Consider the following 25,236-nt stretch of genomic DNA (forward strand, 5'->3'; position numbering starts at 1 on the left):
TGCGCCCTGCGCTTCTGCCTCAGCCTGCGCTTCTGCCTCAGCCTGCGCTTCTGCCTCAGCCTCAGCCTGCGCTTCTGCCTCAGCCTCAGCCTCAGCCTCCGCTTCTGCCTCAGCTTCTGCCTCTGCCTTTGCCTCTGCCTGCGCCCCGCGCCTGCACCTGCGGCCGTCCGCCTCCGCCTCTGCCTCTGCCTCCGCCTCCGCTTCCGTCTGCTGCGGCCTGCGACTTGTCCGGTGTCTGTGTGCTGCTCCGGGGGTGTTCGGGGTTCACTCGGGCCCGGGGGCAGTGAGAAGCCCGCCCGGTGGGCCGGGCGGGCTTCTCACTGCTGGTCCGCTGCGGGCGGCGAGGGCTGCCCGCAGCCCGTCCCGGACAGCGGACCGCCAAAAAACGGGGGGGCCGCGGTGGGCCGGGCGGTGACCGTACGGGTGGGGGTGTGCGGCCCTGGGGGCCGCTGGGGCTACCGGGGGCCGCGCGGTACCGCCGCCGCGGCCGCGAGGCTCAGGGTGAGCAGTACCCCGGTCGCGAGGAACGCGACCCCGTACCCGGCCACGAACGCATGCGCGTCCGGGGGACCGTCACCGGCGACCTCCGCCGTACGGGTCTGGGCCAGGGCCACCATGACCGCGAGCCCGGCCGCGCCGCCCAGCGACTGCGAGGTGTTCAGCACCCCCGATGCCAGGCCGTGCTTGTCCTCCGGCACACCCGCCGTCGCCGCGCCCGCCACCGAGGTGACCACGATGCCCAGACCCACACCGAACAGCAGGGTCGGGCCCAGCAGATCGGCGAGGTAGGTGGCGTGCTCGTCGGCCGCCGACTGCCACACCAGCCCGGCGATCATCGGCAGGAGCCCGACCAGCATCATCGGCCGGGGACCGGTGCGCGGTGCCACGCTCGAGGACGCGGCGGCACCGATGAACGCGAACACCGTCAGGGGCAGGAACGCCAGCCCGGTACGGATGGCACTGTAGTGGAGCACCGACTGGTAGAGCAGGGTCAGGAAGTAGAACATCGTGGGCAGTGCCGCACCGAAGGCCAGCATCGTGAGGTTGGCCGCCCACACCGAGCGGTTACGGAACAGGCTCAGCTCCATCAGCGGCTGCTCGGCCAGTTTGGCCTGGTCGAGCACGAACACCGCGAGCAGGACCACACCGATCGTCAGCGACGTGACGATACGCGCCGATCCCCACCCGTAGTGCTGCCCCTCGGCGAGCCCGTAGACGAGGGCGGCGATCCCCAGGGTGACCGACAGGGACCCCAGCACGTCGAGCTTGGCCTTCTTACGCGGGCCGCCCGCGCCGCCCGGGGCGGCGGTGACCGACATGACGGCCATACCCGCGATCAGCAGGCCCAGCGGCAGGTTCACCAGGAACACCCACCGCCACGACGCCCACTCGACGATCGCCCCGCCGCTCAGGACACCGATCGCCCCGCCGCTCCCGGACGCCGCACCCCACAGGGCGAACGCCTTGGCACGCTCGACCGGCTCGGTGAACGTGGAGCTCAGCACGGCCAGGGTCGCGGACGCGATGACCGCACCGCCGAAGCCCTGCCCGGCGCGCCCCAGGACCAGCGTCGCCGCGTTCGGGGCGATCCCCCCGACGAAGCTGAACACCGTGAACACGGCAGTACCGATCAGGAGCAGACGCCGGCCGCCGAACAGGTCGACCATCCGCCCGGAGAACAGCAGGAAACCCGCGAACGGGATCAGGTACCCGTTGTACACCCAGGTCAGGCTGCCCGGTGTGAAGTGCAGCGCGTCCTGGATGGAGGGGATGGCGACGTTCACGATCGAAGCGTCGAGGATCACGATCAGCTGCCCCAGGCAGCACACCGCCAGGACGAGTCCGGCCCGGCGCGCCCTGACCGGGGCCTCCATGGTCATCTGAGCGGTCATCGCAGAGAACTCCTTGTTCGGATGGGGGAGTGGGCCACGCCCGGTTCCCGGTGTGCGGGCCGTGCCCGCCCGGCGCCGGTCATCGCGGGACCCCGACGGCCACGCGGCCCCCGGGGGAGCCCGTGGGCACAGGGCGGCAGCATCACCGGCCCCGGCTGCTGGGCCGTCAGGCCCCGGACGGCGGCGCTCACCTGCGGGCGCCGGCCGTCTGCCGGTACGCTGCCGGGCGGGAAAGCGGGGACACCGGCCTCGACAACCTCGGGGGCGTCCTTGCCGGGCCGGTCCCCGGCACAGTGCACCGGCCGTACTTCCCTGCCGGTCCCCGGTGTCTTCCGGTCGGCCATATCTATCACCCTTGTTCATTTCTGTGTGAGGGAAGCCCGGGCCGCCGCAGGACCGCACCACGAGATCCGGGGGCCACCGCACGCATCACGAAGAAAGCCTCCGGGACCCTGCGCGCAGGGCACCGGACTTCTACCGGTCCCACCAGGAAGTGTTTTCCCTGTACCACTCGACCGTGTCCTTGAGACCGGTGTCGAAGGACTGCTGGGGGACGAACCCCAGCTCATCGCGGATCCTGGTCATGTCCAGGGAGTACCGCTGGTCGTGGCCGAGCCGGTCGGCGACCCGCTCGACCCTGTCCCAGCCCGCCCCGCAGCTCTCCAGCAGACGCCCGGTCAGCTCCCGGTTCGTCAGCTCCGTGCCGCCGCCCACGTGGTAGACACGACCGGGCCGCCCGCCCCGCAGAACCAGCTGAATGGCCAGGCAGTGGTCCGCGACATGAAGCCATTCACGAACGTTTCCGCCCTCCCCGTACAACGGGACCCGCCGGCCCCGCAGAAGGTTCGTCACGAACAGCGGGATGACCTTCTCCGGATTCTGGTAAGGGCCGTAGTTGTTCGAGCACCGGGTGATCACGACGTCCAGCCCGTGGGTCCGGTGCGCGGAAAGGACCAGCAGGTCGGAACCCGCCTTCGACGCCGCGTACGGTGAATTCGGTGCCAGCGGCTGCGACTCGGTCCACGACCCGTCCGCGATGGAACCGTAGACCTCGTCCGTCGACACATGGACGAAGCGCCCTGCCCCGTGCCGCCGGGCCGCGTCCAGCAGGACCTGCGTACCGAGCACATTGGCCGTCACGAACGGGCGCGCGTCATCGATCGACCGGTCGACATGCGACTCGGCGGCGAAGTGCACGATCACGTCGTGCCCGCGCACCACCTCGTCGACCAGTTGCGCATCGCAGATGTCACCGTGGACGAACCGGAAACCGGGATGCTCCGCGACCGGGGCGAGGTTGTCCATGTTGCTGCCGTGGCCGAGCTTGTCGATGACAGTGACCCGGGCGCCGTCCGACCCGGGAAGCTCGCCGGACAGCAGCGCCCTGACGTACTGGGACCCGATAAATCCTGCACCGCCGGTAACGAAGATCCGCATGCCGGCGACCCTAGGGCCTCCCGCTCGACACCCGCTCGAGCCCTCCCCGCACACGCCAAGACCCGGCCGCACACCACGCACCAAGACCCGGCCGCACACGCCGGTGCCCGGCCGCACACCGTCCGGTACCTCGGGCAGCGAACCGCCCACCCGGCCGGCACCCCTCCGGCAACGACAGCAGCCCCCGAGCCCGCCCCGCCCGGCGGCACCCTTCCTCTCCACCCGCGACACCCCGCCCCGTCCTCTGCCCACCCACCCGGAACACCCACCCCACCCCACCCCCCTCCCCGCCCCGGTCCTCTGCCCGGTTGCCCTGCCCGTCCGGTGCGCCCCCGTCCCGGGCACTCGTCCCGGGGCTGCGAACCGGCCCCCGCAGGCGCAAGGCGCATGCTCTCGGCCCGTCCGTCCCGCCCCGGTCCGGCGGAGGCCGGCAGGACCAGGGCGGGACGCGGCCCACCCCGGTCCTCGGGGCCGCCCGGACGCGGCCCACCCCGGCCTTCGGGGCCGCCCGGACGCGGCCGGACCGGCCCCGAATGAACCGGTGGACGCCATCAACAGGGCGCCGGGCCAACCCACTTCACCCCGAGGGCCCGTGTATCCCGGTCGGATCCCGGCACAACCATCCGCACCGTTCGAGGGTCACATCGAGTAGGAGCAAACCGCTCTCAGGTACACAAGGGGGAAATATGGGAATCACGCGTACTATCGCCGCTGCAGGGGCGGTCGCCGCCCTGGCCGTGGGCGGCACGACCGCCCTGGCCACGACCGCCTCCGCCGCACCCAACGTCACACCCCAGGGCGTCTGCGGCAGCGCCTACAAGACCGTGAACTCGGTGCCCGTCGGTTCACTGGGCACCGTCTACCTGACGTACAACTCCTCCAACGGCAAGAACTGTGTCGCCACGATCCGTTCCAACCCGGGCACGGCCAAGAGCATGTCCGTGTACGTCTACGTCCCCGACACCGACGCGTGGGCCGACGACTTCGGGAACTACACCTCCTACGCCGGGCCCGCCTACGTCTACGGCAAGGGCCACTGCGTGAGCTGGGGCGGCAACATAGCCAACGTGTACGTGTCGGTGGAGAACTCCAACTGCGCCGCCCTGAAGGAACGCCGGGTCACCGAGATCCGCTGATCCGGGCCTCACCCCGGCCACGGGTTCCCGCGCCGCCGCCTTCCCGCCGCCCGGCCTCGCGCACTGCCGCTGACCGCGGCCGCGCGGCCGGGGAGGCGGCAACGAGCCGCGGGCGGTGCGGGAACCTTCAGGGGACGGCCCGGAGCAGGGGGCACACCGCTACAGTTCGCCGGCGAACACCCCGGCCAGCTCACGCCACTGGGCCCGCGGCAGGCCGGCGCCGCCCTCACCGGCGGTGAGTACCTGGAGCGCGACGTGATCGGCACCGGCATCCAGGTACTCCCGTGTCCGCGTCCTCACCCGTTCGGTGTCACCCAGCGCGAACAGGGCGTCCAGGAGGCGGACACTGCCGCCGCCCCCGAAGTCGCTGTCGGTGAACCCCAGGCGCAGCAGGTTGTCGGTGTAGTTGGGCAGCCGGAGATACATGCCCAGCATGTTCCGCGCGGTGGTGCGGGCCCGGTCGAGGTCGTGGTCGAGTACGACCGTCAGCTCCGGGGCGAGCAGCGCGCCGGGGCCGAGCGCCTCGCGTGCCTCCGCGGTGTGCTCGGTGGTGACGAGATAGGGATGTGCGCCCAGCGACCGGCCGGCTGCGAGCTTCAGCATCTTCGGGCCGAGCGCCGCCAGGACGCGGTGTCCGCCGGCCACGGGCGGGGTGGCGGCGTCCAGGGCGTCGAGGTAGGCGACCATCGCGCTGTAGGGCTTCGCGTACTGCGGCACCATCGGGCCGTGGCTGACGCCCAGGCCGAGGACGAACCGCCCGCGTGCGCTCGCCTCGAGTGCCGCGATCCGTGCCGCCACGTCCTTCGCGGTGTGGTCCCAGATGCTCAGGATCCCGGTGGCCACGGTCACCGTGCGGGTCGCGGCGACGACGGCCGCTGCGTCGTCGGGCGTGGGACTGCCTCCGATCCAGACCGTGCCATACCCCAGTTCCTCGAGCTCGGCGACCGCCTCCTCGATCGCTGCCCTGCCCGCGTCGTCCGTCCGCGATGCGTGCAGAGCACTGCTCCAGATACCCACCCGTCCCCATGCCCCATGCGTCAGAGAAGTCATGGTGTGATCAACAGGCACCCCCGCCCTCTATTCCCGGCCGGGCAGGCATTCATCTCAACAGCGCATCCATCTCAACGCCGCACCCGGGCCGGCCCGCTCCCCGGTCCGTGCAGCACAGGCCCGCCCGACCCGACCCGGCCCGGCCGGACGGTGTGGTGCGCCGGCCGGCCCGGACGTGGTGGGCTTCGACGGGCTCGGCGGCCGGAGCCGGAGCCGGTGCCGCAGCCGTGCCGTCCGCGAGTCCCCGGTGGCTCGGCACGGGGGCGGGGGTGAGCCCCCGCACCGCAGGGCCGGCTGCGGAAGGCCGGGGCGGCGAAACGGCCGAGGGCTGCGGACGGGACGGGGCGGGCCGTGGGACCGGACGGGACGGGATGTCCGTGGGCCGGGGACGTCCGTGGGCTGCGGGGCCCGGGCCCCCCGGGGGGCAGGGAGGACGAGCGTCGTGTTTCATGCCCCTGTGCGGCCCCCGTCGCCCAGGGCCCAGGACTCGATGTCGCGGTAGTGGATCGGCCCCTTGCCGCGCCCGGCGTTGCTGCCGACCAGGTGCAGGCGTTCGGCAGGCCAGCGGCGGCCGGTGAATCCGGCGAGCCCTTCGGCGATCTCCGCTGCCGAGGTCCGATCTCCCCGACGGGCGCGGGCCAGCGTCAGATGGGGGCGCAGGGGCCGTTCCTCGAAGGTGACACCGCAGTTCCTGACCGCGCTGCGCACGTCGGCGGCGAGCGTGTGCAGTTCGCCGAGGTCTCCCTCGACTCCGCTCCACAGCACCCGGTCGTCGAAGCTGCCGCTGCCGCGCAGTGCCAGACCGGGCGGCCGGCGGCCGGCTGCGAGGTCGGCGAGCGGCCGGCGCAGCAGCGGTACGGTCCCGGCCGGCAGCTCCCCGAGGAACGCCAGGGTGATGTGCCAGTCCTCGATGCGGTTCCACCGCAGGTGAGGGTGTGTGCCATAGGCGGGGCCAAGCTCCCGGGCGAGTTCCTCCTTCGCGTGGTCGGGCGGGGCGAGGGCGATGAACACGCGAACGGTCGCGGGCCGAGTCTGTTCGTTCACACCGGACTTCGTACCTCATCGGGTGTCCGGGGCGACGCCCGGGCCGGGGAACGACGTGCGGGGTGAGGCGACGGGACGGCCGTCCTCGGCACCTGCCCGCACCGCGCGGCCGCACCACGCCCGGGCCGCCCGGGCGTACACACCCTTCGAGGCAGAACACCGGCACGTACGCCCGCAGCCCCGGCCCGCGGCGGGGCCTTCACCGGAGCACCGGGCGACCCGGCGCCGAAGCCGAAGCCGAAGCCTAGGTCGGGGCCGGGGCCGGCAGGTCCGCACTGTCAGTGGCGGCTGGAAGGCTGGGGGCATGGACAGTGACGACGAGCAGCTGTTGCGCGGCCGGGTGTACGGCCAGGACCCGGGGGCCCCGGACCAGGGACCGAGGCGGGGGCAGACCTACGCCGAACTGGTCGGGGGGCCGCTGGACGGCCTGCTGCTCGACATCACCGGCTGGACGAGGGACGCGATCCGTACCGGTGCCGCGCTGAAGACCGAGCTCGGGCGGTTCGGCGGCGGGGGACGGGCCTTGTACGACCAGCGCCCCGGCGACCCGGGGCGCTGGGACTGGTCCGGCGACACCCCCTGAGCGCACCACACGAGGTGTCACCCCGGGCAGCCGGCCCGGTCCCGGAGCCCGGAGCCGGGGACCAGTGACCCGGGTTCCGGGTCCGGTTCCGTACGGTGCCCGACCCTGCCCGGCAGCACCGTTGCTCTCAGAGCCCGGTGACTTTCGCGTTCGCCGTCAGTTCGTAGACGAGGGTGAGTGTGCGGTGGCCGCGGGGCGACAGGGGGACGTCCCAGCGGGCTATGCCCTCGGCGTCGACCAGGTCGGGTGCGGGGGAGCAGGACTCCTCGAGCAGCCGTACCCCCACCGCGGAGACTTCGGAGACGGGGAGCCGCTCCCGGACCACGACCACCCGCTCACCGTGTTCCCCGGGGGCACCGAACCGCGACAGGTGCAGTCTCACCGTGCGGGTGATGACGGTCCGCTGGGTGAGCCCGGCACTACTGCGTGACTCCTCGGCATGCCGTACCACCCGGTGGTCGTCGCAACTGCCGAAGGCGAGCTCGACGGGCGCGCCGGGAGCGGTGAAGTCCAGTGTGCCGCGGCCGCTGAATCCGCTGTCGCGAACCAGGTCCACGGGCCCGGCGAGCAGCGCATGGCCGGCCGGTCCGTCGAACCGCACCACCCGGGTGACCAGGTCGGACAGCTCGGGTGAACACGCGTACTCACTGCGTGCGGCTGTGGTGAACGCGGACAGCGGCACACGGTGCGCGGTTCCGTCACTGGGCACGAAGACCCCCGCAGGGGACCGCAACACCTGTGCTTCGCCACCGTCGTCGACCCCCGGCAGACCCCGTACCGGTGCCGGGCCCAGCGTCCCGATCTCCTCCTCGCGCACCTCGACGTCTACGACACGGCGCTCCGCGACGGAGCGGTCCGTGAGCGTCAGCCGGTCCTCGACCAGGTCCGGCGCAACGGTGGCGAGCGCGGAACGGGCCGTCGACAACGTCAGCCGTACGTCCGACCAGTCCTCACCGGTGCGCTGCCAGACCATCGCATCCGTCTCCAGCGTCAGACGGTCCCCCTCGAGCACGGCCCGGTAGGCGGGCCGCCACAGCGCACACGGGGTCAGGTGGCTCAGACGCACACCGACCGGCCCGGCAACCGCGCTCTGCACGGTCAGCTCGATGTGGCCGACGAGTCCGGCGGGCTCCTCCTCGGCTGCGTGCAGGGCCTGCCCGGCCTCGCCGAGCTCCTCGCCCAGGGCCCCGAGCCGCGCCTCCACGGTGCGCAGCTCCTCGCCGCACGTGTCGCGTTCCTGGTCCACCCGGTCCAGTTCGCGGGCCCAGCGGGGCCCGTCCGTCTCCCCGGCGCCGGCACTCTCACCGATCTCGCGCAGCAGATCGGTGGCCAGGCGGCCCAGGAGGTCCTGGCGGGTGTGCAGCCGCTCCTGCCGGCGGACCAGGGCGAGCTGCTCCTGGGTGAGGGTGTGCGCGTGTCTGCGCAGGGCGGAGTCCTCGGCGTGCGGCAGCGGCCCGCGCGGTGTCCAGCTCCGGACGATCCGCACGTCCAGGACGGTCGCCGGGTGGTCGGCGCTCAGCTCGGCGTGAAGGGTCCGGTCGACGGCCAGGGCACTGACCGGGCCCAGGCGCAGCCGCTGGATCCCCGCCTCCAGGTCGAGGGTGACAGCACGCTCGACGTGGGCGCGGTCCTCCAGGCAGGTGACGGCGGTGACGGGCAGGGCGATCGGCTTCGGGGCCGTGGTCATCGTGGGTCAGCTCCTGCGGTTGCCGCCGGCGAGGGCCTTCCCGGCCGGGATCCGGATCTCGTAGCCGCCGTCGAGGACGGCGGTGCCGCCGGCGGGCAGGTCCACCCGCCGGATGCGGGTGCCCGGGGCGTGACGGTCGGGCCCCGGGCCGTCCTGGGGTGCCGTCCAGCCGGCCCGTTCCTCGATGCGGACATCCGCTTCGGTGGTGACGGGCACCCGCTCGCGGACCTCGAGGGTGACGGGCCGCGCGAGGCGGTTGGCCACCTCCACGCGGACCTGGTGATCGAGCACGGTGATGTTGCTGCGCAGCCCCGAGGCGGACTCGTGCAGGTTGGTGCGGCGGGTGACCCCGATGCCTTCGGCCGGTCCGAGACCGAGGCGGCACACACCGCCGGGGGCGAGCGCCGGCAGCGCTGCGGTCAGCAGGAATGCGCCGTCGACGACGACGTCCACCGGGCCGGCGAGCAGAGCCTGGTCGGTGGCGTTGGAGAGCACCGACGTCGCGTACACGGTCTGCTCCACCGACGGTGTGCAGAGGTACTCGGTGCGCAGCGCGACCGGGATCTCGCCGATGGTGACGGTGTGCCAGGTGCCGTCGGAGGGAATGTCGGCGCGGGCGGGCGGATCGAAACGGTGGTCGAAGGAACCCGCCGGCCCCCCGGGCCGCACGGCGTGCCCGGGCAGCGGCAGCGAGGCCACCGATTCGGCGCGGCGGCGGTACCCGGCCGCCACCGGGTCGAAGGGGGAGCCGGGGAACAGCAGGCCACGTCGGCCGCCGTCCTCGTCGGGCCCGCACAGGACGAGCCCGCCGTAGTCGAGCTCCTCGCCGCTCGGTTGCGGTGCACCGGCCCCCTGCGCAGGGACGTCCTGCGCAGGGACGGGTGGCGCAGGGGAAACAGGCACGGCCCGGCCAGGAGCCCCGGACGCCCGCGGCGACCCGAAGACGGGCGCCGCGGGGGAGGGGGCCGCGGGGGCGGGGGCCTTGAAGGCCCCGCCGGCGGAACCCGGCCTCCCCGCACCCCGGCCCGCCCCGACCGGCGGCGCGGGCCCGGACCCGATACCTGCGTAGGGCTCCGGGGCACCCCCCGGCACCGCGAACGCGGCGGGAGGACCGCCGTAGGCCTGCGGGGCGGGCGCCGCGACGGGGCCGGCCCCGGCAGCCGGCGGCCCGGCGTCCGGAACAGGACACGGGCCCGCCGCGTCGTACCCGGAGAACAGGCCGGCGAGACCCGCCGGGGGCTCGCGCCAGCCGGAGGGCGCGCAGGCGGGCTGACGGCGCCCGATCCGCACCGAGCGGAGCCTGGGCAGAGCGGTGCTGCGCCGCAGGTCGGCCGTGGCCAGGGCGAGGGACACACCGCTCCAGTCCTCCCCGGTGCGCTGGGCGACCGAGGCACGCAGCACCAGACGGCCGCTGCCCTCACCCTGACGGTAGGTCAGGCGGTAGGCGGGCACCCAGACGGCGCCCGGCACCCCGTACTCCACCTCCACCTCGATCTCCGTCGCGGTGTCACCGGCGGCGGAGGTGTCGACGGCCAGGAGGGCCGAGAGCGTCGTCTCCACATGTGCCGGGGGTGTACCGGTCGAGGCGCGGGCGAGCCTGTCCTCGGCGATGCCGAGCGCGTGGCCGGAACTGCGCACCTCCTCCTGTGCCTCCGCCAGCCGGGTGTGCAGCCCTGCCAGCCGCTCGTCCACGAACCCGGCGAGTTCCAGCCACGCCCCGACCGGGGTACGACGGGGCGGGTCCTGGGACCTGCGGGCCGGCGGGACCGGGCGCAGAGCCCTGATCTCCTCGATCAGGCCCAGCAGATGGTCCCGGCGGCGCAGGGCCGCCGCGTACTGCTCGCGCAGCCCCTCGGCCGCCTCCCGCAGCCCGCCGGGCACACGAGCGCCGGACGGCCCGGCCTCGGCCTCCACCCTGGCCTCGCTGACACGCACCCCGGGAGCGTCCGGAACACGCACCCGCAGCGAGGCCGGGTCCAGCGAGCGGGGCAGACCCGTCACCCGCACCCTGCCGTCCGGCGGCACACTGCCCCGCGCCAGGCGCCGGCACACCGCACCCTGCGCGTACACCACCACGGAATCGAGGGTCGACTGCCACCTCTGCGCTGTTTCGTCCGTCATGTGCTGCGCCCCCTGTTCATGCTGGGCGAAGCCTACGCCCGGGCCCGTGGCCAGCCGCGTCCGCGTACAGGTGCGCCCGGCCCCGCCTTCGGGCCCGCCGCGGTGGGGCCGGCCCGCGGCGGTGTGCCCCCGCGGTCCCTGACTCGCGGGGGAGGCCGGCGGCAGGGGGTGCGGGTTCCGGCCGGTGGTGTCCGGGCTGCCGGGTCCCGGCGGGCGGCCGGGAACGCGGGCGGGGCGGCGTACGCCGACGCGGTGTCGGAGTGCGCCGCCCCGGGCGGGACGCTCACGCGGAAGGCGGAAGCGGGGAGTGGGGAGGTTGTTCTGGTTACTTCGGGTCGCGGTCGAAGGCTGCCTTCGACCAGAGGTAGCCGAGCACGGTGAGGCCCAGGCACCAGGCGACGGCGAGCCATCCGTTGTGGCCGATCTCGGTGCCGAGCAGCAGGCCGCGCAGGGTTTCGATGGCGGGTGTGAAGGGCTGGTACTCGGCGATCGGCTGGAACCAGCCCGGCATCGCTTCGACGGGGACGAAGGCGCTCGAGATGAGGGGCAGGATGATCAGCGGCGTCGCGTTGTTGCTGGCCGCTTCCGCGTTCGGGCTGGCCATGCCCATTCCGACGGCGATCCATGTGAGTGCCAGGGCGAAGAGGGCGAGCAGGGCGAACGCCGCGAGCCATTCCAGGGCGGTGGCGTCGGTGGAGCGGAAGCCGATGGCCACGCCGACGGCTCCGACGAGGACCACGCTGGCGACCGACTGCAGGACGCTGCCGACGACGTGTCCGACGAGTACGGATCCGCGGTGGATGGCCATGGTGCGGAAGCGGGCGATGATGCCTTCGGTCATGTCGGTGGAGACGGAGACGGCGGTGCCGACGACGGTGCTGCCGATGGTCATCAGCAGGAGGCCGGGGACGATGTAGGCGATGTAGGCGGAGCGGCCCGTCCCGCCGCCGCTGATGCCGGTGCTCATGGTGTCGCCGAAGATGTAGACGAAGAGCAGCAGGAGCATGATCGGGGTGAGCAGGAGGTTGAGGGTGAGGGAGGGGTAGCGCCGGGCGTGCAGGAGGTTGCGGCGCAGCATGGTGGAGGAGTCGCGCACGGCGAGGGACAGGGTACTCATCGGACGGTCTCCTCGGGCTGGGTGTTCCGGGTGTTCCGGGCGGGCACGGTGGTGGCGGTCAGGGCGAAGAACACGTCGTCGAGGTCGGGGGTGTGCACGGTGAGTTCGTCGGCCTCGATGCCTGCGGAGTCGAGCCGGTCGAGGATGGTGCGCAGTTCGCGCTGGCTGCCGCCGCTGGGGATCTGCAGCGACAGTGCCTCGTCGTCGGCGGTGACTTCGCGCAGGGCCGAGGTGGCGGACCGGTAGGCGGCCGGGTCGGTGAAGCGCAGGCGGACGTGACCGCCCGGGACGAGCCGCTTCAGTTCGTCGGCGGTGCCCTCGGCGGCGATCTTCCCGTTGTTCAGGACGGCGATGCGGTCGGCGAGTTCGTCCGCCTCCTCGAGGTACTGGGTGGTGAGGAAGACGGTCACCCCGTCGGAGACCAGCTCGCGGATGATGCCCCACATGGTGTGGCGGGAGCGGGGGTCGAGGCCGGTGGTCGGTTCGTCGAGGAAGATGATCCGGGGGCCGCCGACCAGGGTCATGGCGATGTCCAGGCGGCGCTTCATGCCGCCGGAGTAGGTGGAGGCGGGCTTCTTCGCCGCGTCGAGGAGGTCGAAGCGCTCCAGGAGCTCGGCGGCGGTGCGCCGGCCCTCGCTGCGGGAGAGGTGGTGCAGGTCGGCCATGAGGAGCATGTTCTCCTCGCCGGTGATCAGGCCGTCGACGGCGGAGAACTGCCCGGTGACACCGATCGCGGCCCGTACGGCCTGCGGGTCGGCGGCGAGGTCGTGGCCCGCGACCTGGGCCTGCCCGCCGTCGGCGGTGATGAGCGTGGACAGGATCTTCACGGCGGTGGTCTTGCCGGCGCCGTTCGGCCCGAGCAGCGCGAACACGGACCCGGCCGGGATCCGCAGATCGATGCCGTCGAGAACGGTCTTGTCGCCGTACGACTTGCGCAGACCGACGGCGGATACGGCGGCCGCCGGCGTGCGACCGTCACCCGATCTGGATGTGGGCATGACAGAAATAGGCATGGGGCTCTCCCGTTCGGAGGCTGGAGTGGATGGGGGAGCGGGTGGGCCGGGGCCCGTTGGTCGGGGTCAGGCCCTGGCGCGGCGGACGTCGATGCTGCCGTGCCGGGTGCGGGCGCGGACCCTGACGGTGTCCTCGGTCTCCTCCGGGGCCCCGGACGCGGTGAGGGTGTTGCGCACCTGCCCGGAGCCCGACTGGACGTCGAGCCAGGCGGCGGTGCCCTCGCGGACGCCGACTTCGATGGCGCCGTGGTGGGTCTCCAGCTGGACGGTGCCCCGGGCCACCTCACCCACGCGCAGGGTGCCGTGGGCGGTGGTGGCGGTGACCGAGTCCTCGGCGCGCCGGATCTCGATGTCACCGTTGGCGCCGCTCACCCGCAGTTCACCGGTCACGGCGCCGACGGTCGTGGTGCCGTGCGAGTTCTTCAGGACGGCGGGGCCGTCGACGAGGCCGACACGCATGCTGCCGGAACTGGTGGTGATCTCGGCCGGGCCCTCGACCCGGTCCACGGTGATCGAGCCGTGGGACGCGGTCAGCCGCAGCGGGCCGGTCGTGTCCAGGCGGACGTCGCCGGCGGAGGTCTTCACGCGGACCTCGCCGAGCCGGCCCTCGCCGAGCACCTGGGCCCAGGCGCCGGTCACCTCGATGCGTGAGCCCGTGGGCAGTTCGACCGTCACGTCGACGGTGCCGGTGCGGCCGAACAGGTTGGGCTTGGGTGTCCTGACGGCCAGTTCACCGCTCGCGTACGTGGTCTCGGTCTGCTCGGCCGCCCGCACGTCCTGGTCCTTGTCCGGGTCGCGGGGCCGCACCTCGACGACGGTGTCGGAGCGGTCGCCCGCGGTGAACTGGATGGAGCCGGCATCCACGTGCGCCGTGGCCGAGATCGGTTCGGGGGTGTCGAAAGAAGGCATGGCTGTCCCGTCCTCTTGGGTCTTCAGGGCGTCCCCGCTGGTGGGACGTGGTGTCGGTGAAGTGGTGCGGGCCCGGGGCGCGCTCAGCGCACCCAGCCCGTGAAGCTCTGTCCGATGGTCTGGCTCTTCTCCGCTGCGCGCGGCCGGGCGCCACCGTCGACCGCGGCCGACACGGCACGCACCAGCCACGCGTTGACCGACAGGCCCTCGCCGGCCGCGACCTCCTCCGCGCGGGCCTTGAGGTGGGCCGGCAGGCGCAGGTTGACGCGGGCGGTGCCGCCCTCGTCACCGTCGGCCGGGGCCGGGGCCGGGGCCTGGGCCCTGAGCGGTCCGACGGGCCCCGCCGGCTCCGCGGGGACGCCGCCGTCGGTGGGCGGCGCTGTCACCACGAAATCGGGGTCGAGCCCGCGCAGCCGTACATCCACCGAGCCGGGGGCGAGCTCACGGGTGATCTCGTCCGTCGCGGCGGAAAGCATGTGGAGCATGGCCAGCCGGGTCGCCGACTCCAGAGGAGCAGTGAGCCTCTCCGCCAGCTCGCGGGCTTCGTCGCCGCCGGCTTCGGCGGCCACCACGAGTTCGCGGCGAAGGGTGTCGACATACGGGGTGAGGTCCATGACGCCATAATGGCACCATGTTGGCTCCATGCGCAAGGCGCTCGGTGCCATTCCTGTACACGCCATCAGCTCCAGTACCTCTGACCTGCGGAAACGTGCTGAAGCTGAGCTGGACAATCGTGGCACCATGCGTGTTCGCCCACTTCTCGCGGCATGAAATGGCGCCACTTGGCACCGTGCGGCGCCACGCAGTGCCAAGTGGTGCCATGTGATGCCGGGTGGCGCCATGCTGTCTGCGGGACCCCGGGCCCGTCCGGACCCCGGTGATGCCCGGCCGCGCCACTGGCACGGCACACGCGCACCCGGACGCCACGCACGGCCCGGGAGGCAACAACCGCACCAACGCGACGCGACCGGCCGGGCACCGGACACCGGCTGCCCCGTCACCGTGTTCCGCCCCCGGCGCACAACCACCCCCGTACGTACAGTGGAAGGTGCCACAGCCCGCAGCCGGGCGCAGTAGGGCCCGCACCCCACAACGCCCCGCACCCCGCAACGCCCCGCACCGCTGCTCCGCAGCCCGGGCGGGCATGCGTCGTCCGGGGCCCAGGGGGTACGCGAGGTGCGACACCGGCCCGCACGCACCGGAGCGGGCGCGCACGCACCCACGGGAGTAGACGACATGACCGACCGCAGGCCTCAGGGAACCGCCTACACCGGGGCGAAGGCCAGCCCGCCGCCGATACCCGCAGACATGCCCGACCAGCAGGCCCAGGAGGGCGAAGACGCCCTCGACGTGATCCTCCCGCCGGGTACCGAACGTCCCGAAGCGGAACCGGACGCCGAGAAGACCGATCCCGACGAGGCCGGCTCGGGCCGTGACTCCGCCCGTAACGCCGCCATCCGCACGGACCAGCCCGCCCCGGACGAGCCGACGGGATGACGCTTGTACGCCGGCGACCCCGCTGACACGCGGCGCAGCCGGCCCGCGGCGCCGTGACCCGGAAGGAACGGCGTCGCGGGCCGGACTCCCCTTCCTCGCCCCCGGCCCGACCAGTAGCCTCCGGCCGCGCATCTCAGGACCTGTAGGCCCTGTTGCGTCACCCCAGCCCCACCACCCCGAACATGCGGAGCCGTTCCCCCCGCCCGGCCCGTCGGCAGCTGACGACCGCGCTCCGGCGGCAGGGCCCGGGAACCCTCGGCCACTGAACCCCATGCACCCGGCGCCCGCCACCCGGCCCCGTGTTCCACAGCAGCCCCGGAACCCGGCACCCCGGCGATGCCATGGCCGCCGCGCGTGAAGGGCGGGGCCGGCCGCGGCGGTCCGGCCCGGGGTGCACCCGGCAGATCGCCACCCCGCGCGAGAACCTTCCCTCGGACCAGGGCCTGACGGGAGACCATGACGACGCCTGCGCCGCGCCGCGTCGTCCCGCCGCGTGATCCCGGGGAGCCCACGGTCCTCGACGGACCCACAGGTCCTCGAAGGACCTGGACACCCAGGACCGCAGGAACACGAGAGGAACCCCGAACGAAGCCACTCCACCTGCGTGGCGTGCCCCCGCCGGCAGTCCTCTCCGAGCCCCTGCCGCCCCCCGCTACAGCGGGTTCGTCCCGTCCATGTTGAGTGCGTGGCCGGGCCGGAAGAAGCGCTTCGCGAAGAAGTGCCCGTTCTCCGCCGCCATCCGGAACCACCGCTCCGACGCGGCGAGACCGTCGCGCTCCTCGACCAGCCGGCCCATCTCCCACATGGCCTCCCGATCCCCCCGGTCCACCGCCAGGCGCAGCAGCCGCTCCGCCTCATCCAGATCCTTGTTGATCTTCGCGAGCATCGCCGTGGCCCGCAGGGCCCGCACATCGCCCTCGGCGATCGCTGCCCGCAGCTTCTCCGGTGTGCTGTACCTGAGCCGCACCCGGCGGTTGCGCAGCACCAGCAGCACTGCCAGGAACCAGACCACCCAACTCACCGTGAAAACAGTGTCGTTGCCGGTCACGAACGAGATGATGCTCAGTACCGCAGCCGTCACAAACAGCAGAAAAGGCATCTGTGCCCCCCGGTTGACGCATGTACCCCGCTGGGTCCTCCCCGGCAGGCGGCCCCGCTACGCACGGACGAACACCGCATTCGTGCGGGCAGCGAAAACCTCTGCGAGCCCTCGTGTCCGAGATGCCGGGCCGCTTCGGCGCCCGGGCGCCGCACCTGGAACGTGATCCGCCCGGCGCGCTAAACTCCGGGGCGCCCGCACGGGGGCCGGGGCGGCAGCCGTGCGGAAGCCGCCCGTCCTCCTGTGTGCGGTCAACGCGAGGATGCCCATGTCCTCTCGTCCCGGCGGGAACGCCGCGACCGCACCTGCCCCCCCCGCAGGCCCCGACGGTGCGGCGTTCATCGACGGCCGAACCGGCCTGGGTGAGGCTGCTCGGAGACAGGCTTCCTGAAAGGGCGCACGGTGTGAGTGCCGACACGAGGACCTCCACGGACCCGAAGGCTGCGCGCCCCGCCCGCGGGCACGGTCCACGACGCCGCGGCCGGACCTGGGCGCGGGCGGCCTGCGCTCTCGCCCTCGCCGTGCCTGCCGCCCTCCTCCTCGTACGGCTGACGGGCAGCGACGCCGGGACGCTGCTCGCCGTGCCGCTGGTGCTGTTGCCCCACTCGGCCGTCCTGTGCCTGCTGGTGCTCGGCGTGACGGCCGGTGTCCCCGCCCTGCGATCGCGGGGCACTGCAGCGGCGGCAACGGTCCTGGCCGTGGCCCAGATCCTCCTGATGGCACCGCGGTTCGTGTCCGACGCGCCCTCCGTCCCCCCGTCGGCGTCCGAGCTGCGGGTGGCGACGATCAACACCGATGCGGGGGCGGTGGACCCCCATGCGGTGGCGGAGATGGTCCGTGCCGAGCGGATCGACGTACTGGCCGTGGAACAGACACCGTCCGCCGGGCTCGCCGCGCTCGACACGGCCGGGCTGGACGCCCTGCTCCCGTACCGGGAACTGCACCCCGAGTACGACTCGTCGATCTACTCCCGGCTCCCGTTGTCCCGGGCGGGTACGACACGTGCCGACACCGCGTGGCCGCAGACCACTGCCGGGGTCGCAGTCGGCGCACGCACGGTGCGGTTCGTGGCCGTTCACACCTACTACCCGCTCGGGGACGCGGACCGGTGGACCAGGGACATGACCGCCCTCGCCTCCCTGGCCCGGGACGGGGGAGCGGACACCGTGTTCCTGGGCGACTTCAACGCGACCCTCGACCACACCCCGATGCGGGCACTGCTGGCCGCCGGCCTCACCGACACCCACGCCGAACTGGGCCGGGGATGGGCCCCGACCTGGCCCGTCGGCACGGGGATCGTCCCGCCCCTGGTCCAGCTCGACCACGTACTGCACGGCCCCGGGCTGGCAGGGGTGTCCGTCAGGGAACGCACCCTGGCAGGGACGGACCACCGGGCTGTCATCGCGGTCCTCGCCGTGCTCCCGCCGCCGCGCGACACCCACTGAGCCCCGCCCCCGGCGAACAGCCCGGCCACAGGCGTCGCCGACAGCGGGGCTCGCCCCCACGAACGCCGCCCCCCACACACACAGCGCAGTCGGCCGGGCACCGGGCCCGCCCGGATGTGATCAGATGCGCACCGCGGCCTGGTAGCTGCCGACGGTGTTCATCGACTCGTAGCGGACGAAGGCACCCGGGTAGGGGGCGTGGAGCACCGTGTTGTTGCCCGCGTAGAGGCCCACGTGCGAGGTGTTGCTGAAGAACACCAGGTCGCCCGGCTTGAGCTGGCCGCGCTGGATGCGGGTGCCCTCATTGATCTGGGTGAACGTCGTGCGGGTGATGTCGGCACCGGCCTGGGCGTAGGCCCACTGGGTCAGACCCGAGCAGTCGAAGGAGTCGGGGCCCGTGGCGGTACGGACGTAGGGCTTGCCGACCCGTGTGTCGGCGGCCTGGAGTGCCGCGGCGCCGAGCGCGGAGGCGGGGGCCTCGTTGCCGAGGTCGACCCGGTCCTCTGCGGTGCGGCCGGCACGCTGCTCGTCCTGGTCCATCCTGGCGCGTTCGGCGACGGTCAGGGTGTTGAGCAGCTTCTGCGCGTCGGCGAGCTTGCCCTGGAACTTCTGCTTGTTCCTGCCGAGCGTCTCGCGGACCTCGGAGAGGTCGCTGAGCTTCGAGCGCGCTTCCGTGCGCTGCTGCGCGAGGGTGCGCTGCTTCGCCTGGATCTTCTGCAGCGACTCGGCCTGCTGGGCCGTCAGCTGGTCGAGCGCGGAGGCCTGGTCGAGGAAGCTGTCCGGGTCCGAGGAGAGCAGCAGCTGGACCGACGGGTCCAGCCCGCCGGAGCGATACTGCGCGGTGGCCAGCGAACCGAGCTCGGCGCGCAGCGTGTTGAGCTCGTCCTGGCCGCGGGCGACCTTGTCCTGGAGTGCGTCTGCCTGGTTCTTGAGCTTGTCCTGCCGCTCCTTGGCACCGTTGTACTTCTCCGTGGCCTCCTCGGCCTCGTGGTACAGCTTGTCGACCTTCGCCTTGACCTCGCTCCTGGTCGGCTTGGGGTCGGCGTGGGCGGCCTGGGAGGTCAGGGCCACTGCGGCTGCGGCGGTCGCGGTGAGCACGGTCACGCGGGTGCGGCTCGGCTGCTTGGGACGACGGTGGGACGCCACGAAGGCGAGCTCCTTCTTCCTCGAACCGCCTACCGGGCTGCGGGGGGAATACACCTGCATCCCCGGCCCCGTGCACGTCACGGACTCGGCGGTCCCTTCGCCGTCACCCCGGATGGGCAATCAACCGTACGAAGGTTCGACGGCCGACCCTAGTAACCATCTCGTGATCTACGCAATCTTCACAGGAATATTGTCGACACCCCGGACCTTTCCGTACTCACCACGCACACTGCGCAGCCGCGGCCTGACGGTCCGTTGCGCTCACCTGCACCTTTCCGGCATGCGGCGCCACGACCCACCGGGCACGGAAGCCACTGCGGGGGCAGGACCGTGCCCGGCCCCTTCACCGGACTCCCCGGACAGCCCCGGCCCGCCGGCCCGCGCCCAACAGCCCCCGCCCCCACCAGAAAACCCCGAGCACCCACCTGCCCGCAGACCCACCGAACCCCTACCGGGCCGCGCCCCGCCAGACAGTCAGGTCTCCTTGCAGGAAGGCGAGGTCCGGTATCGCGGTCGACTTCGTCTGGATCACGTACAGCCCGATGTTGCCCTCGGCGTCCTTCATGCAGATCTCGGTGCCGGCCGCCGCCGCGGCCAGCTTCACGCTGTGCCTCGTGGTGCTCCCGAGCAGGAGACGGCACTCGTCCAGGGTGGTGCCGTGCGCTCCGAACATCTGGATGAACACCGTCTCCTCGCCCCACAGTTCACAGCCCACCGACTTGCACCCGAAGCGGACGTCGCCCTCGGGGCCCTCCAGCTGCGGGTCGGAGCCCGAGAGGCTCAGCGAGCTCTTCGCGTCCAGCCGCATCAGGACGAACCCCTGCGGCCGCGGCTCCTGGCCCGAGCCCGACGACGAGGGCGCACCGTCCCCCGACGCGCCATCACCGGACGCACCGTCACCGGCTTCCCCCGACGAGCCCGAAGCCTCCGAGGAGGAGTCCGACGAACCTCCCGGTACGGATGCCGACGACGACCGTGCGGCCGGACTCGTCGCGGACGCCGTGGCCCCGGCCGCGACCCGGTCACCGATCCGGTCCTTCACATCCATGACCGACCAGGCCAGTGCCACCACCAGCAACGCACCTCCCGTCACACCGGCCGCCGTGATCAGAGCACCGCGCCGCCTGCGGGACCTGCGCTGCTCCCGCGTCGGCTGCGGCTCCCCGAACCGCGGCTGCGCGAGCGCCTGGGCGGGGACCGGCGGCTGCGGGTAGGCCGGGGTCGACTCGGCTACCGGCGCCGGAACCACGGCCTGCGGCCCGGCGACCTCCCGCCACACAGCGGGCCCCCCGCCCCCGTCCGCATCAGCCCCCAGCCGCTGCCGGCACCACTGCACGACCTCCGCCGGCGTGGCACGCTGCGCCGGGTCGGCCGCCAGACACCGGGCGAACAGCGGACGCAGCGCCTGGGGCAGCAGGGACAGGTCGGGTTCGCAGTGCACGATCCGGTACAGCATGTTGACGGCCGAACCGGAGCCGTAGAGCGGCCTGCCCAGCGCCGCGAACGCCGCCGTCTGGCCGAGCGCGAAGACGTCCGTCGCCGCCGTCGTCTCGTCCCCGGACGCCTGTTCCGGAGTCATGAAGGCAGGCGTGCCGATCGTTCCTCCCGTCGCCGTGTACGAGGTCCCGTCGACGGCCAGCGCGATACCGAAATCGATCACCCGTGGGCCGTCGGCGGCCAGCAGCACATTCGACGGTTTCAGGTCCCGGTGCACGATGCCCTCGGCGTGGATGGCCTGCAAGGCCTCGGCCACCCCCGCCATCAGCCACAGCACCGCCGGCACCGGCAACGGCCCACGCCGGGTCACCGCCTCCGTCAGCGACGGCCCCGGCACGTACAGCGTGGCCAGCCACGGTGGTACGCCGTCCGCGTCGGCGTCGATCAATTCGGCGGTGTACGCCCCCCGGACCTGCCGGGCCGCCTCGATCTCCCGGCCGAACCTGCGCCGGAAGCCGGGATCGTCGGCCAGCTCCGGCCGCACGACCTTGACCGCCACGGGACGGCCGCCCTGCGTGTGCGACAGATACACCTGCCCCATGCCACCGGCGCCCAGCCGCGCGGCGAGCCGGTAGCCCCCCACCACGGGCGGATCGTCGGCCCTGAGCGGCTGGAAGGCCCCCGTCGCCTGGTTCATCGGCCCTGTACCCCCGTGTGCTGCGTCGGCCAAAGCCTGCAGCCTAGGCGCAGCGCCGGCTCGGCCCGCTACGGACCCTCACGACCGGCACCGAGACATCCGGACCGTCACCCACACCTTCTGTGACACCGTCACCGGGAACGTGAGGCAGCCGGCCGCCCGCCCCCGTTCTCCGGCTCGGTGAAGCGGAACTCCTTGCCGTGCTTCGGCGGTCGCCCGCCCCGGGGACAGACCAGGGCGTACTCCTTGGGCGAGGGCGAGGGCGAGGGCGTCGGCCGTCGCGTCACCCGGTCTCCAGGGCAAGGCCAGGCCGGCGACGACAGCGGCGCGGTCGCGTGCCAGCCCCGTGGCGAGGGCGTGGAGGCCGGGAAGGCCGTCCTGCCGGACGGCGTCGGGCCGCGTGGGCGGGCGTCCGCCCTGACGCGCCACCTGCGCCACCTGCGCCACCGGCCCGGATCCGGCTTCGGAGCAGATCTCACCGGCCCCGCATCCGGGGCACGCCGCAGCGGCCGCCCCGTGCGTGGCCAAGGAGATGCCGCGCGACCGGTCAGACGTCCAGGGAGGACTCGATCCGCTTCAGGCTGTGCCGGGCCAGGGCGAGGTTGCTGCGTCCGCGGTCGAGCGCGAGGTAGAGGAAGAGGCTGCCGCTGCTGCTCGCGAGGGGACGTATGAGGTGGTACTGCCGGCCGAGGGTGATGAGGATGTCCTCGATGGTGTCCTCCATACCCAGCGTCGCCAGCGTACGGATCTTGGCGCGGACGACCTCGGTGTTGCCGGCCGCTGCCATCTCCAGGTCCACGCCCGCGTCGCCCCCGAGCGTCCCCAGGGACATACCGCTCTCGTAGTCGACCAGGGCGACGCCCAGGGCCCCGTCGATCGCCATGGCTTCCTTGAGTGCTGTCTCCACGGTCATTGCGTTGCCTCTCGGTCACGTTCGCGCCGCATCGGCGTCATGTCATACATCGGCGTCATGTCGTAAAAACATCCAGAAGCCCTGTATCGAGCTTGATCTTTAAACTACTGTGCTTTCTGTCCGAAAGTGAAGCCTCACGAGGGAGTGATGGGACCGGTGTCCTCGGTCGAAGACTCTTTGGGTCGCCTGCTTCAGGTGCCCGGAGTGACTGGAGTTTCCCTGGTGGACGCCGTCTCCGGGCTGTCATACGGTGCGGCGGGCCCCCAGGACCTCGGCGCCGACGAATGCGGCCGACTGGCCGTACTCATCGACGAACGGCTGCATTCAGCCGGTGCAGAGGGAGAGTTGGAGACGGTAGTCGTCACCGGCGCCCGGCACCAGCTTGTACTGCGCGTGCTGCCCGGCTGTGGTGATCCCCTGCTGCTGGCCGTGGCCCTGGAGCGCGAGCGCGCCAACCTGGCCGTGGTACTGCGCCACCTCGACCGCTATCCGGCCCAGGAGGCCGCGTGACGACCCGGGCGGACGGACCGCGCAACGTCTCCGCGGTGCTCAACACCCTGCACGAGCAGGAGCGCGACGGCACGGTGCTCGTTGCGGGCACCCCTGGTGGCCGGATACACGTGCGACAGGGACTTGTCGTGAGCATCGATACCCCCGGCGCCCCCGGCGCAGAATCGATACTCCTCAAGTCCGGGCGCGTGTCGGACACCGCTTGGACCGCGGTCCGGGCGGTCTGCCGCGACGAGGAGGGCCGACTGGCAGACGAACTGTCGGCCCGCGGCCTGCTGACAGCGACCGAATTCGAAGTTCTCTGCGTGGCGGCCGTGTTCGACGCCGCCTTCGTCCTCGCCCTCGCCCCTCCTCAGGGATGGGAGGTCACGGGGCCGGTTCCCGTACCTGTCAGCGGTCCCGCCCTCGCCCCTCGGCGGATCGCCGCGGAGACCACCCGCCGCCTCGCCACCCTCGACGGCCTGTGGATGCCCGCGAGCGCCCTCGCCGCTCTGCGCGTGCAGCCTGCCGAACCGGTGCCCTCCCTGCTCCCGCCCCGGTACGGGACTTTGCTGCGGGCCGCCAACGACCGGCGCACACCCCGCGATCTGGCCTTCGCCCTGGGGCGCGGAACGTACGCGGTCATGCTCGACCTGGCACGGATGCACACCCTGGGCCTCCTCAAGGAGACCGCTTCCCTCGCGGACGCCCGTCCGAGCACGGCACCGCGCGCCCCCGCGCCCGAAGCCCGAAACCCGAAGCCCGTCCCGGTCGTCACCCTGCCCCGGCGCACTCCCGGCGCCCACCAGCTGGGCGGGACGGGCCGGTCGTGAACGCGCGCCGCCGGACACGGGCCAAAACCCGCAACCTGCTGCTGGCTCGGAGTCTCCGGATCCACGGCCGGCGGCCACCGCCCTCTCCACTGCCGGTGCGCCGCCCCAGCAGCCCCGGCACCCTGCCCCGTCCGCCGGACGGCCTCGACGCCCACCGGCCCGACGTCGGCCTGCTGCGCCGCGTGTACGCCCGCCTGATCGACAGTCCAGAACCCTGACCTCCTCTGGACGCACTTTCCCTCACACCAGGAGTCACATGTCCGGCACCTCGCACACCAGCCCTCTTGTCGAGATCATGACCGCTCTGCGGGAACGGGTCATGGGGGTGCACGACCTCGTCCTGTCGACCGGCGACGGCCTTCTGGTTGCAGCGGACGCCGCGACCGTTCACCCCGAATCCATCGCGGCGCTCTCCGCCGCCACCCTCAGCCTCGGCCAGCGGCTGGCCCACGAGGCCAACGGCGGCACGCTGCGCGACGTCACGACCCGTTGCGCCGGACGTCATGTCCTCATCCAGGCCGTCGGCGACCGCGCCCTGCTGACCGTCCTGGGTGACGAAGGGCTGGACCTCGCCCTGCTGCACCTGCACATGCCCGCCACCGTCGATCAGCTGGTGCGGATCCTCGAACACGACACCCCCTCCCAGGCCTCCTAGGGAGCGATACCGGTCAGGAGCCGCGGTCCGCCGCACCAAGCCGCTCCAGGACCTGGCCCTCACACAGCCGGACTACCCGGTTCAGCCAGGCCACGGCCGGGTCGGGAGAGCCTGCGCTCATGCGCTGGTAGCGCGACCTCAGGACCGGGGCACCGTCCGGGGTGCCGCCGATGAAGGTGTGCAGGGCCGGATCGGACAGCACCGCGGCCACCTCCCCGGCATCCTCGACATACAGCGGCAGCAGGTCCAGCCGGCAGGTGCTGATGGTCCGGGCCGTCATGACGCTCACGCCGCCGCCTCGGGGCGCTCGCGCTGGGCCGACTCGGCAGGGCGTTGACCACGTTACGGATCTTGTGAACGCGGCAGGTCTGGCGCCTGGCCTGGAGAAACACCTCTGCGAGGGCCCTCCACAGGCCCATCGCGCCTTCCCCGACGACCAGTTCGGGATCGCGCAGCCGCGACGGCGGTAGTCGCGCAGCAGGTCGGCCCAGGACTCGGTGGGCTCCCGCAGCCCTTCCGTGAGCGCGATCAGCATCCTTGATGCCGTCCACGCGCACACCCATCAGGACCAGTACACAGGAGCGGGCCTGACCGAGGCGGACCTCGGTGCACACCGTCGGCCCACCCCAAACGCAGCCGGACGCCGAGAGCTCGCGTTCCCGGAAGACGGCGTGCTCTGCCTGCCACTGCTTGGCCAGCCGCGTCACCGTCGCCGACGACAGCCCGGCCGAGCCTCCCAGGAACTGCTCCAGCGCAGGCGCGAAGTCCCCGGAGGGCAGCCCGTGCAGCCCGTGCAGGCAGAGCAGACAGAGCAGGGGCAGTACCTCGCTGGGCTCCTGGAGATCTCGACGCGGCTGCAGCCCGTGCGAGGTTCAGCGCGTACACCGCGGCTGTCACGCCGGCCATGTCCTGTCGACCGCAACGGGTCGAGGACAGTCGCTGATCCCAACGAACCCGGACGTGCGGTCGGTAGGAGACGGCCTGCCCCGGACCGCTGAGGATCCGAACGGACCTGCCCTGCCGTCTGCCGGCCCCG

At 72.7% G+C, this 25,236-nt stretch carries 23 protein-coding genes and 1 pseudogene; 8 read left to right on the forward strand and 16 right to left on the reverse strand.

The features are described from left to right. Positions 1-455: 455 nt before the first annotated feature. Complete coding sequence (locus OG927_RS33000) at positions 456-1,892, reverse strand: MFS transporter (protein ID WP_209471559.1); 1,437 nt, start codon at positions 1,890-1,892, stop codon at positions 456-458. Between the two features lie 474 nt (positions 1,893-2,366). Then, positions 2,367-3,329 (reverse strand): dTDP-glucose 4,6-dehydratase, encoded by a 963-nt coding sequence (gene rfbB, locus OG927_RS33005; RefSeq protein ID WP_056790150.1) that lies wholly within the window; start codon positions 3,327-3,329, stop codon positions 2,367-2,369. A 686-nt stretch (positions 3,330-4,015) separates the two neighbouring features. Here rfbB and OG927_RS33010 point away from each other — a divergent pair. Continuing rightward, positions 4,016-4,465, forward strand: coding sequence for a spore-associated protein (locus OG927_RS33010; RefSeq protein WP_319109060.1), 450 nt, complete (start codon positions 4,016-4,018; stop codon positions 4,463-4,465). A gap of 159 nt (positions 4,466-4,624) precedes the next feature. Here the strand turns inward: OG927_RS33010 and OG927_RS33015 are convergent, their stop codons facing one another. Together OG927_RS33015 and thpR are read right to left on the reverse strand one after the other, a co-directional pair. Further along, positions 4,625-5,515, reverse strand: coding sequence for a TIGR03620 family F420-dependent LLM class oxidoreductase (locus OG927_RS33015; protein WP_056790158.1), 891 nt, complete (start codon positions 5,513-5,515; stop codon positions 4,625-4,627). Positions 5,516-5,962: 447 nt separating this feature from the next. Then, complete coding sequence (gene thpR, locus OG927_RS33020) at positions 5,963-6,559, reverse strand: RNA 2',3'-cyclic phosphodiesterase (RefSeq protein WP_056790161.1); 597 nt, start codon at positions 6,557-6,559, stop codon at positions 5,963-5,965. Positions 6,560-6,863: 304 nt separating this feature from the next. Between thpR and OG927_RS33025 the strand changes: the two genes are divergently transcribed. Further along, on the forward strand, positions 6,864-7,142 hold the full coding sequence (locus tag OG927_RS33025; protein WP_056790164.1) for a hypothetical protein: 279 nt from the start codon (positions 6,864-6,866) through the stop codon (positions 7,140-7,142). 127 nt (positions 7,143-7,269) lie between these two features. On the opposite strand, the gene OG927_RS33030 is transcribed toward OG927_RS33025, so the two are convergent. The 6 genes from OG927_RS33030 to OG927_RS33055 form a co-directional block, all read right to left on the reverse strand. Beyond that, entirely contained in the window at positions 7,270-8,829 is a 1,560-nt protein-coding gene (locus tag OG927_RS33030) for a DUF4139 domain-containing protein (RefSeq protein ID WP_330319482.1), read from the reverse strand. A 6-nt stretch (positions 8,830-8,835) separates the two neighbouring features. Next, entirely contained in the window at positions 8,836-10,950 is a 2,115-nt protein-coding gene (locus OG927_RS33035) for a DUF4139 domain-containing protein (protein WP_330319481.1), read from the reverse strand. Positions 10,951-11,275: 325 nt separating this feature from the next. After that, complete coding sequence (locus OG927_RS33040) at positions 11,276-12,067, reverse strand: ABC transporter permease (RefSeq protein ID WP_056790173.1); 792 nt, start codon at positions 12,065-12,067, stop codon at positions 11,276-11,278. After that, positions 12,064-13,065, reverse strand: a complete 1,002-nt coding sequence (locus OG927_RS33045) for an ATP-binding cassette domain-containing protein (RefSeq protein ID WP_056790176.1) — start codon at positions 13,063-13,065, stop codon at positions 12,064-12,066. Before OG927_RS33045 ends, OG927_RS33040 begins: the two co-directional genes overlap by 4 nt. Before the next feature lie 81 nt (positions 13,066-13,146). After that, a complete protein-coding gene (locus tag OG927_RS33050) occupies positions 13,147-13,989 on the reverse strand; it encodes a DUF4097 family beta strand repeat-containing protein (RefSeq protein ID WP_330319480.1) in 843 nt (280 codons plus the stop codon). A gap of 83 nt (positions 13,990-14,072) precedes the next feature. Beyond that, positions 14,073-14,603: a hypothetical protein gene (locus tag OG927_RS33055; protein WP_330319479.1), complete on the reverse strand. Its 531-nt coding sequence runs from the start codon at positions 14,601-14,603 to the stop codon at positions 14,073-14,075. Positions 14,604-15,225: 622 nt separating this feature from the next. Here OG927_RS33055 and OG927_RS33060 point away from each other — a divergent pair. Continuing rightward, positions 15,226-15,486 (forward strand): hypothetical protein, encoded by a 261-nt coding sequence (locus OG927_RS33060; RefSeq protein WP_056790186.1) that lies wholly within the window; start codon positions 15,226-15,228, stop codon positions 15,484-15,486. Between the two features lie 652 nt (positions 15,487-16,138). Here the strand turns inward: OG927_RS33060 and OG927_RS33065 are convergent. After that, positions 16,139-16,534, reverse strand: a complete 396-nt coding sequence (locus OG927_RS33065; protein ID WP_241192067.1) for an SEL1-like repeat protein — start codon at positions 16,532-16,534, stop codon at positions 16,139-16,141. Between the two features lie 455 nt (positions 16,535-16,989). Between OG927_RS33065 and OG927_RS33070 the strand changes: the two genes are divergently transcribed. Then, on the forward strand, positions 16,990-18,030 hold the full coding sequence (locus OG927_RS33070) for an endonuclease/exonuclease/phosphatase family protein (RefSeq protein WP_330319478.1): 1,041 nt from the start codon (positions 16,990-16,992) through the stop codon (positions 18,028-18,030). A gap of 120 nt (positions 18,031-18,150) precedes the next feature. On the opposite strand, the gene OG927_RS33075 is transcribed toward OG927_RS33070, so the two are convergent. The 3 genes from OG927_RS33075 to OG927_RS33085 form a co-directional block, all read right to left on the reverse strand. After that, entirely contained in the window at positions 18,151-19,176 is a 1,026-nt protein-coding gene (locus tag OG927_RS33075; protein WP_330319477.1) for a C40 family peptidase, read from the reverse strand. A 448-nt stretch (positions 19,177-19,624) separates the two neighbouring features. Next, positions 19,625-21,310 (reverse strand): serine/threonine-protein kinase, encoded by a 1,686-nt coding sequence (locus tag OG927_RS33080; RefSeq protein WP_330319476.1) that lies wholly within the window; start codon positions 21,308-21,310, stop codon positions 19,625-19,627. Positions 21,311-21,857: 547 nt separating this feature from the next. Continuing rightward, a complete protein-coding gene (locus tag OG927_RS33085; protein ID WP_056790202.1) occupies positions 21,858-22,223 on the reverse strand; it encodes a hypothetical protein in 366 nt (121 codons plus the stop codon). A 204-nt stretch (positions 22,224-22,427) separates the two neighbouring features. Here OG927_RS33085 and OG927_RS33090 point away from each other — a divergent pair, with 204 nt between their 5' ends. The 4 genes from OG927_RS33090 to OG927_RS33105 all read left to right on the forward strand — a co-directional run bounded on the left by OG927_RS33090 (position 22,428) and on the right by OG927_RS33105 (position 24,200). After that, a complete protein-coding gene (locus OG927_RS33090) occupies positions 22,428-22,733 on the forward strand; it encodes a hypothetical protein (protein ID WP_241192066.1) in 306 nt (101 codons plus the stop codon). Continuing rightward, positions 22,730-23,545, forward strand: a complete 816-nt coding sequence (locus OG927_RS33095; RefSeq protein ID WP_330319475.1) for a hypothetical protein — start codon at positions 22,730-22,732, stop codon at positions 23,543-23,545. Before OG927_RS33090 ends, OG927_RS33095 begins: the two co-directional genes overlap by 4 nt. 95 nt (positions 23,546-23,640) lie before the next feature. After that, entirely contained in the window at positions 23,641-23,763 is a 123-nt protein-coding gene (locus OG927_RS33100) for a hypothetical protein (protein WP_277426320.1), read from the forward strand. A gap of 38 nt (positions 23,764-23,801) precedes the next feature. Continuing rightward, complete coding sequence (locus OG927_RS33105; protein WP_056790217.1) at positions 23,802-24,200, forward strand: roadblock/LC7 domain-containing protein; 399 nt, start codon at positions 23,802-23,804, stop codon at positions 24,198-24,200. 13 nt (positions 24,201-24,213) lie between these two features. On the opposite strand, the gene OG927_RS33110 is transcribed toward OG927_RS33105, so the two are convergent. Both OG927_RS33110 and OG927_RS36085 read right to left on the reverse strand, forming a co-directional pair. Continuing rightward, positions 24,214-24,489 carry a GNAT family N-acetyltransferase gene (locus tag OG927_RS33110; RefSeq protein WP_364798543.1) on the reverse strand — a complete coding sequence of 92 codons (276 nt, stop codon included), beginning with the start codon at positions 24,487-24,489 and terminating at the stop codon, positions 24,214-24,216. An 88-nt stretch (positions 24,490-24,577) separates the two neighbouring features. Beyond that, positions 24,578-25,060 (reverse strand): annotated as a pseudogene (locus OG927_RS36085) (hypothetical protein); the annotation flags it as partial. Between the last annotated feature and the right edge of the window lie 176 nt (positions 25,061-25,236).

It is taken from the genome of Streptomyces clavifer, assembly GCF_036345975.1.
Lineage (GTDB): Bacteria > Actinomycetota > Actinomycetes > Streptomycetales > Streptomycetaceae > Streptomyces > Streptomyces clavifer.